The organism is Trichococcus flocculiformis (assembly GCF_900113645.1).
Taxonomy (GTDB): domain Bacteria; phylum Bacillota; class Bacilli; order Lactobacillales; family Aerococcaceae; genus Trichococcus; species Trichococcus flocculiformis.
The window spans coordinates 1-8,426 of record NZ_FOQC01000028.1 but is presented as its reverse complement, the minus strand read 5'-3'; the positions used below and the strand labels follow the sequence as shown (position 1 = coordinate 8,426).

Sequence of the window (8,426 nt, the reverse complement as noted above, 5' to 3'; positions counted from 1 at the left end):
GATACATTGCGGTTATCCGACAAGCACTGCACCAAATGCGATGCGGATGTCGGATACTATGCGGTTATCCGACAAGTAGCGCACCAAATGCGATGCGGATGTCGTATGCTTGCTCGCGTTGTCCGATTCTTCCCGGTTATTGGACAACCCCAACAACCCAGCCATCTCCGATCGAACCCAGATATGAAAAAACACATTCAAGTACCCGTAAGCACCAAGTGAACATGCAAAAAACAGGGCTATCCACATAGGAATAATGCCCTGTTTTTTTGATTAATTATCCTTCCGAACGTAACACTTCTTGCATGGTCGGGATGGATTGCATGCCACCCGGTCGCGTCGTCACCAATGCGGCCACACGATTGGCGAACAGGCCCATCTCGCGTATTTCATCCAACGTGCAGTCCTCCCAAGCATCCTTGCCGGCGATCTGATAGAGGAAGGACCCGATGAACGAGTCGCCTGCCCCTGTCGTATCGACTGCTTTAACGCTGATTCCTTCAACGCTGGCTTTCTCGCCTTTGAAGTACAGATCCGCTCCCTTGCTGCCTTTGGTGAAGATCAGCAGTTTCGGTTCCGTCTTCAGCAATGCTGCTATCCCATCCGCTTCCGAATCCATGCCCGTAATGAAGGCCAATTCATCATCGCTGATTTTCAGGATGTCGGCATACGGCAGGAATTCCTGGATCGTCTGCTTCAGCATTTCCGGATCCGGCCAGAGATTCAAGCGCACATTCGGATCGAAAACGATCGTTCCGCCGGCCTGCTGCATTTTTTCCAAAGCGGCAAGATGCGCATACTTTACGGGTGCTTCGATCAGATCGACCGAGCAAAAATGCAGGATATCTGCAGCGGTGAAAACAAGCTCATTCAGTTCTTCCTTGTTCAACAACATATCCGCGCTGGGATTGCGGTAGAAACTGAATTCACGCTCCCCATTTTCCTGGAGCGACACAAACGCCAGCGCCGTGTTTGCCTCAGTGGTCCGAAACAGGTGATAGGTGTCCACCTGATTCTGTTTGAGCACATCAGTCAAATAATCCCCGAAGGCATCCTGGCCCACTTTGCCGATGAAGCTCGCGTTCCCGCCCAGACGGCTGACCGTCACCGCGACATTCGCGGGTGCGCCTCCCGGTTGCTTCGTGAAACCGGAAACCTCCTTCAAGGGTACCCCGATTTCACTCGGGAAAAAATCAATCAGTATTTCTCCAATAGTATAAACTCTCCGCATAACGTCTCCTTTCGGTTGCAGTTATTTGTTCCAAAAAACCTGAATTCCCGATCAGATAAAGGGCGTAAAAGTCGCTTCCTCAAATACCGCTTTGCCGCTGCATTCAAACGAAATGCCTTTTGCTTCCGCGGTTGGATATACGTTTGAAGTCATGACTACTTCACCATTTTTCTCAAACACTTCAACCGAAGAACTGTCCAGGTAAATGGCGAGTTCAAGATGATCGCTCTTTCCGGACAACGCGACTTTCCGGCTGACGGGAGGATGTGCTTCCTCCCCTTTCAGTTCGATGCCGCTTGCAGATCGATCGATTCCTAATTCATTCTTTGCTTTATCATAGTAGACTATGGTTCTTTCGTTCTCGTTCTCACGCAGATGGATGGACAGTTTTTCCAATCCGGACGTATCCACTTTCAGTGTCAGCAATCCGCAGTCCCCTGCGATGCCTGGGATTGATTCTTTAGTATCCACCATTGTGATCACCGGGCTGTTTTCTCCCTGATTGTCGGCAATGGCTTCGATACCGATCGGATATTGCTTCAACTTGCCGTCTTCCCATTTCAACTCCCGCGGAATCGTCATTGATCCTGTCCAGTTGTGGCCCAGCGTATCTGTCGGGAAATTTCTTCCCCACATCTGCATCCAGCCGATACAGATTCTTCTGCCTTTGTCATCCTCCAGGCTTTGAGGAGCATAATAGTCCAAACCGTGATCCAATTCCTGATAACTTTCCGGGTGGAACTGTTTCGTCGCCCAATCCACTTCGCCGACAGCCAAGACCGAGGTATTCAGATTCTGATAGTCGTCCCCATCCTGTGGCCATTGCATCGGCGAGAAGATCAAGCAATCTTTCCCATTCAAGCGGAAGAAATCCGGGCATTCCCACATGATCCCTTGCTCTTTGTTCCCCTTCAGGAAGACGGAGGCAAACTCCCATTCCGCCAAGTCAGCAGATTGGTAAAGCAAAATTTGCCCTGTCTCGTCGCCAGCCTTGGAGGCGACTACCGTGTAGTACATGCCTTCGTGTTCAAAAACTTTAGGGTCCCGGAAATCGATCTGGGAAGCGTCTGCCGGCAAAGCCGCAACTGGGATGACCGGATTTTGCTGCACTTTCTCGAAGTTCACCCCGTCCTCCGATACCGCCAGGCACTGCACCTGGTGATGCACGCCTTCTTCATTGGCTTCGGTTACGCCTGTATAAAGCAGATACAATTTCCCGTCCCGCTCGATGGCGCTTCCTGAGAAACACCCGGACCGGTCATACGCTTGATCCGGCGCCAAGGCAACCGGCAAGTCTTCCCAATGGATCAAGTCCGTCGACTTCATGTGGCCCCAGTGCATCGGGCCCCATTTCGCATCATACGGGTGGAATTGATAAAACAGGTGATACGCCCCTTGGAACTGGACGAAGCCGTTCGGATCGTTCATCCAGCCGACTGGCGGTGATGCATGATAGCGATTCCGGTAAAGAGGATTCACTGTTCCTTTATTTTCTGCTATATATTGGTTGGCACGATCTGCCGAGTAAGCCAATTGACTTTGAGTGTTCACGCTACCCCTCATTTCTTAGATTTGGTTAATATTCTATATGGTTAATTGTTGTTTGATAAATATGTATCATAAGCTTCTTGTTTGATCTGCATCCATTCTTCCAGTCCCAGACGGTTCAGTTCTTCCAAGTAAGCATCCCACTCTTCGGCAACTTTGCCGTTTGCGATCCATTCCGCACGTTTTCTGCTTACGAACGGCATCAAATCGGCTTCAATCTGAGCGATCCGGTCTGCCTGTTCCAATGACAAGAATACACGAGGATAATTGAATTGATTATGAACATCAGCCAAGTAAGTGTCTTTGAAGATATCCAAACGCCATTGTGCATCATCCGGCATTGTCGTCACAGTTCCGTAGTAGTCGTCTAAAATTGCCAACGGTCCGCCAGCTTCGGTTTTTTGACGCAATTCGCCCGGTGCTGTGCCTTCCAAAGGCAAGTGTTTCAACGAATCAGTTGCTTCTACATATTCAAAGATATTTTGTTGCGTTTCATCCCCATATGTACCCCAGTTATTCTGTACAGATTGGATCGGCACATACATCTGATCTGCCCATTTGGCAGTCAACTCCAGATTTTTGTTGGCGCTGGTGATTACGAAACGGTCGCGGCTGAATCCGAAGCCGTTCGTACGCGTAACATGTTTTTCTCCACTTGGACCAGCCAATGCAGGCAGTGGCTCATAGGAATCGTTCGCTCCGGAAACATTCGCTTTATCCCATGTGAAGTACACACCGAACAATTGCTCTTTCCCTTTCGCCATGTAGGCATTCCAATCCTGTTCAAAAGCTTCCACATCGATCAGCTCTTTGTTGTACATCTCGTTGAAATAAGCGACACCGTTTTTGAATTCTTCGTTGTCGGCCGTGAAGTCGATCGTGCCGTCATCATTTACGACCAAGTGATCATCATTGTCGCCGATTCCGAATGCGCCGAAGAGGAACTTCATGTCTTCATTCCCGCCATCGTTGATGAAAGAAATCGGGATTTCATCGGCTTCGCCGTTGCCGTTCGGGTCTTGAGTTTTGAATGCTTCCAATACAACCATCAATTCATCCGTCGTTTGCGGCATCTCCAAGCCTAAAGCTTCCAGCCAGTCGACATTGATCCAAGGGATATCGTTTACCGTATGGATGGACTCTTTATCCTGGCCCAACTCTTCGATCCATGGCAGTGAGTAAATGTGGCCGTCCGGTGCTGTGATCATGGCCAGGTATTCCGGATTTTCGTCCAATACTTTTTTGAAGTTCGGCATGTGTTCATTGATCAGATCTTCCAAAGGAATGATGATACCGTCTTCCGCCCATGAGAGCAGATCATAGTCACTGGCGCCGGCGTTCCACATGGCATCCGGTAAGTCGCCGCTGGAAATGTCCAGATTCCGTTTTTCGATATAGTCAGAAGAATAATTTTTCCATTCGATATTGACGCCGGATTGTTCTTCCAAACGCTGGAAGATCAGCTTTTCGTTCGGATCGGCCGGAGCCAACGGAGAACTGGAAGTGGACATTTTCAAGCTAACGGTCTCTTCCAACGGGAAGGATACATCCGTTAATTCGTAGTCCGGGGATGAGGCGCCGCCGGATGAACCGCAGGCTGCTAAAGTCAGGATTGTTGCTGTGGATAATAGTGCTGTGCCAAGGTATTTTGCTCTCATTTTGTGTTTCTCCTTTATAATGTATTTATTTTGTGTTGCGTATTGCTTAACCTTTGAGTGAACCTGCCATCATCCCTTTATCGAAGTACTTCTGGAAGAATGGATACATGACCAGAAGCGGCAAGCTGGAGATGACGATTGTCGAGTATTTGATCAGTTCGGCCAATTGCGCCATTTCTGCCATCTGAGTGGCGGATCCGATCATGTCTTGTTGCGGTTGATTTTGGATCAGTATTTTCCGCAGCACCAATTGCAGCGGCTGCAGATCTGCATCGTTCAAGTAGATCATGGCGTCGAAGTAGGAATTCCACTGGCCCACAAAAGCATAGAGGAACAATACGAAGATGATCGGTTTCGCCAGCGGCAGCATGATTTTGAAGAATATCTGCATTTCATTGGCGCCGTCGATAATCGCAGCTTCTTCCAACTCGGCAGGCAGTTGTTTGAAGTACGTTCGCGCCAGGATGATGTTCCAGACGTTGATCGAGCCGGGAAGGATGATGGCCCAGACCGTATTCAGCATGCCCAAGTTTTTCACCAATAGGTAAGTTGGAACCAAGCCGCCTCCGATGAACATCGTAATCATCAGGAAAATCGTGATCGGCCGTTTTCCGACCAATTTCTGTTTGGACAACGGATAGGCGGTCAGAATGGAGACCGCGACAGTCAAGGCGCTGTATGTGAATGAATAGAAAATCGAATTCACGAAACCTCGGATGATGGCCGGATCCTGTAAGACCCTCTTATAGCCGTCCAGACTCCAGTTCGCTGGGTTCAGACTCAATCCTTGCGAGCGGAGGATGAAGGGATCCATGAAAGAAGCGATCAATACGTACAACAAAGGGGATAGGGTTATCAAGACCAGAAAGCCTATCAGAATGCGATTCACCAGCAGCACGCCGCGGTCAAATTTTGTCAATGTTATCATTTTTGTTCTCCTCTCTATAAAGCTGCATCATCATTGCTTACTTTGTTCGCTAACGCATTTACGGCCAGCAACAAGATGATATTGATGACTGTATTGAATAGTCCGACTGCCGTTGAATACCCGTAATCACCCATCTGTAGACCGACTTTGTAGACGTAGGTCGAGATGATTTCCGAAACAGGCAGGTTCATCGATGTCTGCATCAGGAAAGCTTTTTCGTAGCCGACATTCATGATGCCCCCTACAGAAAGGATGAACTGGATGACCATGATTGGTCGGATCGCAGGCAGATCGATGTACCAGATACGGTAGAGGATGTTAGCGCCGTCCATGTGAGCTGCATCGATCAAATCTTGACTCACGTTGGCCAATGTCGCCGTGTAGAGCACCGATGCCCAACCCATACCTTGCCAAATACCGGATAGGATGTAGAGCGTCCGGAAATAATCTGGATCCGTCATGAATGTAATCCGCGAACCGGTAATGCTTTCTATAAACCCATTGATCGGGCCATCAGCTGCCAGGAACATGAACAACATCCCCACAACGATAACCAAGGAAATGAAGTTCGGTGCGTACAGAATCAGTTGGAACCGCTTCTTCCATTTTGTGCTGATCAGATGGTTCAAAGATAATGCCAAGATAATCGGCGGGAAAAATCCCAAAATAAGACCGTATATACTGATTTTGAGCGTGTTCTCCAACAGAATTCCAAAGTTGGGAGAGTCGATGAACTGGACGAAATTTTCAAATCCCACCCATTCACTCCCCATAATCCCCTGCAGCGGATTGTAGTCCTTGAAAGCCAAGAGAATGCCGTACATCGGGAAATATTTGAATACCAGCGTGAGTATCAGTCCCGGCAACAGCATATAATAGAGCATTCGGTGCTGTTTGATGAATTCCCATTTGGATTGTGTGCTTCTTTTTGGCTTACTTGTCTGGCTTTTTTTCATAACTGTTCTGACTCCTCCTTTTGAAAATTGAAACGTTTCCACTCTTCCCCAAAAAAATTACGGAAACGTCTTCATTTGATAATAGAAACGTTTCCACTTTCGTTCAAAAAAAATAAGTTCTGAAGAATCCAAGCGACTGATCCGATCAAATGGATCAATCAGTGCCAATGAAAAGGCACACTACTTTTGAAATCGGTGCGGTCGATGGATCATCAGCCTGCCCACGATTTCAAAAATAGGGAAACGTCCGTTTAGTAATTGAAACGTTTCCACTCCGCTTCAAAAAAATATGTTTTTGATTTAAACCTATAATAATTCAGTAACCGTTTTCTGTCAATACCTGAGCCAGATTATTTTGACATTTTATTTTTCGTTGTTGGTCCTTCCACATAATGGACAGGCAAAGTGATCTTTGTTCTGACGGATTCACCATCGATCACCTGAATGATTTTTTCGACTGCAGCTTTGGCCATCAAATCTACGGACTGGCGGATTGTCGATACGATCTGTCTGCGACCGGATTCCATCTTGATGCCATCACAACCGATGATCTGCACCTCTTCCGGTACGTTACGTTTCATTTCCTCCAAAACTTCAAGGATGTCCAGAGCGATGAAATCAGTGTGGGCAAATATGCCATCCACATCCGGATTTTCTTCGAAAAAGGTTCGGATTTCCTGCTTGAATTCTATTACGGGATCTTCCCCATCGTAGATGGCATACGGCATTCCCATCTGTTCAGCTTTCGCCTTAAAGCCATCCCTTCGCTTTGTCGTCTCAGTAGGAAAGCGTGAATGCGTTCCGATATAACCGAGTTTATGACACCCTTTTTCAACCAACTTTTCTACGGCTAGCTGGCCTGCATGAAAGTTGTCCGATGTGACGCAAACCGTTTCTTCCTTGAAATGACGATCGATGGTGACGAAGGGCAAATGCGACGAGACAAAGTTATCCAAATCCGAATAGGTGATACCGATGATGCCGTCGACTTTGTTTTCTTGGACCATCTGGATATACTCCAATTCCTTGTCACTGCTGACATCCGAGTTGCACAACAGCATTTTGTACTTATGTTCAGCTAAGTTGCTCTCCACATAATAGGCGAATTCCGAAAAAAACGGATGCCAGATTGTCGGAATGATCAGCGCGACCGTGTTGGTCTTGTTCATCTTCAATCCGCGCGCGTAGGCGTTCGGGATGTAGTTCAACTCTTTCATCGCCGCCTCGACTTTTCTGCGGGTCGATTCTTTTACGGATCCGGAACTGTTCAGGACGCGTGATACGGTGCCGACACCGACGTTTGCTAAAGCAGCTACATCTTTCATCGTTGCCACTTGAATGACCTCCTTTCCTGAAAATACTTACAAGCTAATTATCATGATAGCAGAGTCGGCAAAATAAGTATAGTTGCATTTTGGGACTCATTCATTTCTGAGCCGCATACACAATGAATGGAAATACAGAAATAATTATAACTCAACTTTCGCACTTGAAAAACCTATTTAACCCTTTGATATATCAATGTTTTTAAAGACTTTAATATGAAAAAATGTGCGCAAAAAGACACCTCTCTTTGGTAAAATGTAGTTACCACACTAACACAACCAAGGAGAGATGTCTTATGGCTACTATTTTACCAGAAAATCAAATCAATCAGGAACTTAATTCTTCTGTTCATCAATTTTTTCGCGAACAGAAACTGGGGACGTTACTCAATCAATCCAATATCCGAAAAGAAGCAGGCATCTCACCGGTACTACTGGTCCAATTCATCTTTTCATTGGTCCTTCAAAAGAAAAATTTGTATCGGACATTGGAATCCGGACGGGAGCCAGAGGCTCCTGCCAAGGATGCGGTTTATCGTCTGCTCAACAACGCAACCTATAATTGGCGCAAGTTTCTGTTGTTGCTGAGCCGGAATGTCATTACCCAGAAATTGCTCCCGCTTGTCTCGGAAAACCGCGAACGCGTCCTGATTTTGGACGATTCCTTATACAGCCGTGCCCGTAGTAAATCAGTCGAAATGCTTGCGCTCGTTCATGACCATACTACCAAGAAGTTCGTCCGTGGCTTTCGCATGCTGACTTTGGGGTGGTCAGATGGGA

At 47.2% G+C, this 8,426-nt stretch carries 7 protein-coding genes and 1 pseudogene; 1 reads left to right on the top strand and 7 read right to left on the bottom strand.

Going from position 1 to position 8,426, the window contains the following annotated elements; translation table 11 throughout:
- Nucleotides 1–12 precede the first annotated feature (12 nt).
- From BMZ71_RS14920 to BMZ71_RS09735, 7 genes are all read right to left on the bottom strand, one after another.
- The gene (locus BMZ71_RS14920; RefSeq protein WP_177187577.1) at nt 13–156 is read right to left on the bottom strand and encodes a hypothetical protein; all 144 of its coding nucleotides are present in this window, start codon (nt 154–156) and stop codon (nt 13–15) included.
- A 121-nt stretch (nt 157–277) separates the two neighbouring features.
- Nucleotides 278–1,231: a carbohydrate kinase family protein gene (locus BMZ71_RS09760; RefSeq protein WP_086988915.1), complete on the bottom strand. Its 954-nt coding sequence runs from the start codon at nt 1,229–1,231 to the stop codon at nt 278–280.
- 51 nt (nt 1,232–1,282) lie between these two features.
- Nucleotides 1,283–2,782 (bottom strand): glycoside hydrolase family 32 protein, encoded by a 1,500-nt coding sequence (locus BMZ71_RS09755; protein ID WP_177187576.1) that lies wholly within the window; start codon nt 2,780–2,782, stop codon nt 1,283–1,285.
- A gap of 41 nt (nt 2,783–2,823) precedes the next feature.
- Entirely contained in the window at nt 2,824–4,437 is a 1,614-nt protein-coding gene (locus BMZ71_RS09750) for an ABC transporter substrate-binding protein (protein ID WP_086988913.1), read from the bottom strand.
- 46 nt (nt 4,438–4,483) lie between these two features.
- On the bottom strand, nt 4,484–5,365 hold the full coding sequence (locus BMZ71_RS09745; protein WP_086988912.1) for a carbohydrate ABC transporter permease: 882 nt from the start codon (nt 5,363–5,365) through the stop codon (nt 4,484–4,486).
- 14 nt (nt 5,366–5,379) lie between these two features.
- The gene (locus BMZ71_RS09740) at nt 5,380–6,321 is read right to left on the bottom strand and encodes an ABC transporter permease (protein WP_086988911.1); all 942 of its coding nucleotides are present in this window, start codon (nt 6,319–6,321) and stop codon (nt 5,380–5,382) included.
- Nucleotides 6,322–6,671: 350 nt separating this feature from the next.
- The gene (locus BMZ71_RS09735) at nt 6,672–7,646 is read right to left on the bottom strand and encodes a LacI family DNA-binding transcriptional regulator (RefSeq protein ID WP_086988951.1); all 975 of its coding nucleotides are present in this window, start codon (nt 7,644–7,646) and stop codon (nt 6,672–6,674) included.
- 296 nt (nt 7,647–7,942) lie between these two features.
- On the opposite strand from BMZ71_RS09735, the pseudogene BMZ71_RS09730 reads away from it, so the two are divergent.
- A pseudogene (locus tag BMZ71_RS09730) lies at nt 7,943–8,426 on the top strand (IS4 family transposase); the annotation flags it as partial.

Excerpts from the sequence above, each read along its gene's own strand:
- BMZ71_RS09760 (WP_086988915.1), bottom strand. The coding sequence starts at position 1,231 with ATGCGGAGAGTTTATACTATTGGAGAAATACTGATTGATTTTTTCCCG.
- BMZ71_RS09750 (WP_086988913.1), bottom strand. The coding sequence starts at position 4,437 with ATGAGAGCAAAATACCTTGGCACAGCACTATTATCCACAGCAACAATC.
- BMZ71_RS09735 (WP_086988951.1), bottom strand. The coding sequence starts at position 7,646 with ATGAAAGATGTAGCTGCTTTAGCAAACGTCGGTGTCGGCACCGTATCA.
- BMZ71_RS09740 (WP_086988911.1), bottom strand. The coding sequence starts at position 6,321 with ATGAAAAAAAGCCAGACAAGTAAGCCAAAAAGAAGCACACAATCCAAA.
- BMZ71_RS09745 (WP_086988912.1), bottom strand. The coding sequence starts at position 5,365 with ATGATAACATTGACAAAATTTGACCGCGGCGTGCTGCTGGTGAATCGC.